Annotated in this window: 1 protein-coding gene; it reads right to left on the bottom strand. The window is 69.9% G+C overall.

Annotation, left to right across the window (positions count from 1 at the left end; genetic code table 11):
* Positions 1-39: 39 nt before the first annotated feature.
* Positions 40-1,274, bottom strand: a protein-coding gene (locus ACPYN7_RS17960) for an IS3 family transposase (RefSeq protein ID WP_272028149.1) whose coding sequence is annotated in 2 segments (ribosomal slippage) — positions 40-965 and positions 965-1,274 — 1,236 coding nt in all. Because the reading frame shifts where the segments join, the coding sequence is not laid out codon by codon here.
* Positions 1,275-1,341: the final 67 nt, after the last annotated feature.

Genomic DNA, 1,341 nt, shown 5'->3' with positions numbered 1-1,341 from the left:
GGGTCTTGACCCCGGGTCTTGGACACGGTGTCGTTTCGGTTATGCCGCTTCCGGGAGCGTAGCGGACGCAGCGGTCTCGTAGGCGTTCGGGGCGATGTTGCCGATCGCGGAGTGGCGGCGGCGGGTGTTGTAGCGGTTCGCCCACCGGAACACGGCCCGGTAGGCCGTGGCCTGGTCGGGGAACGCGGGGCGACCCTCGAGCAGCTCGCGCTTGAGAGCCGCGTTGAACGATTCGGCCAAGGCGTTGTCCGCGGACGAGCCGATCGCGCCCATCGACTGGGTCACCCCGAGCCGCTCGCAGAGAGTTGCGTACGACTTCGAGGTGTAGACCGACCCGTGGTCCGAGTGGAAGATCGCGCCGCGCAGAGTGCCGCGCTCGCGCCGCGCGGTCCTGAGCGCGTCCTCGACGAGTTCGGTGCGCATGTGCCCGGCCATGCTCCACCCTGCCAGCTTCCGCGAGCCCAGATCGATGCAGGACGCGAGGTAGAGATTCGTGCCGTCGGCGATGGGCAGGTAAGTGATGTCGCCCACGTAGCGGCGGCCCGGCTCCCCAGCGGTGAAGTCTCGGCCGACCAGGTCGGGGAACTTCCGGTCGGACTGGTCCGGCACCGTAGTCTTCACGCGCTTGCGCAGGCGGATGCCGGCCAAGCCGTGCTGACGCATCACGCGGGCCACCCGCTTGTGGTTGACCCGCTCGTCGGCAGGCGCGTCCTCGTTGAGGTCGGCGGTGATCCGCGGCGCCCCGGATGCGCGGTCCCCGCCCTGCTGCGGGTCTTGCAGCGCCCGGATCCGCGCCGCCAGCGCCGCGTCCGCTGCCACCCTCGCGGCCCGTTGCGGCGCGGCGGCCAGCCATGCGTAGAACGACGACCTCGCGATCTCCACGACCTCGCACAACCGCTTCACGCTCCAGGCGTCCTTGTGGTCCTCAACGAACTGGAAGCGGTTCACCAGTTCGTCTCCCCGGCGAAATACTTCGCCGCCTGGCGCAAGATGTCCCGCTCCTCGGCGAGCTTGGCCTGCTCGGTCCGCAGCGCCGCGTTCTCGGCCTCCAGCCGGGCGATCCGCGCAGCCTGCGACTCCGGCCGACCGGCCGGCGCGGCCGTGGGCGCCCCCGCGGTCGTGGTCCTAGAGCCGAGCTTGTCGACCCACTCCTTCAACGAGCCCCGGGACACGCCCAGATCCGCCGCGATCCCCTTGAGCGTCGCGCCCGGCGTGGACTCGTACAAGTCCACCGCCCGGCGACGGAACTCGTCGGTGTAGTTCTTCCTGGCCATCCTTGGATTCTCGCTTCCCCAGCATCGTGCTGGATACCGCGTGTCCAAGATCAAGGGTCAAGCCCCG

Source organism: Kocuria sp. CH-021, from assembly GCF_049716185.1.
GTDB lineage: Bacteria > Actinomycetota > Actinomycetes > Actinomycetales > Micrococcaceae > Kocuria > Kocuria cellulosilytica.
Note: the sequence above shows the minus strand (reverse complement) of the source record. Positions and strands in the feature narration are given on the sequence as shown.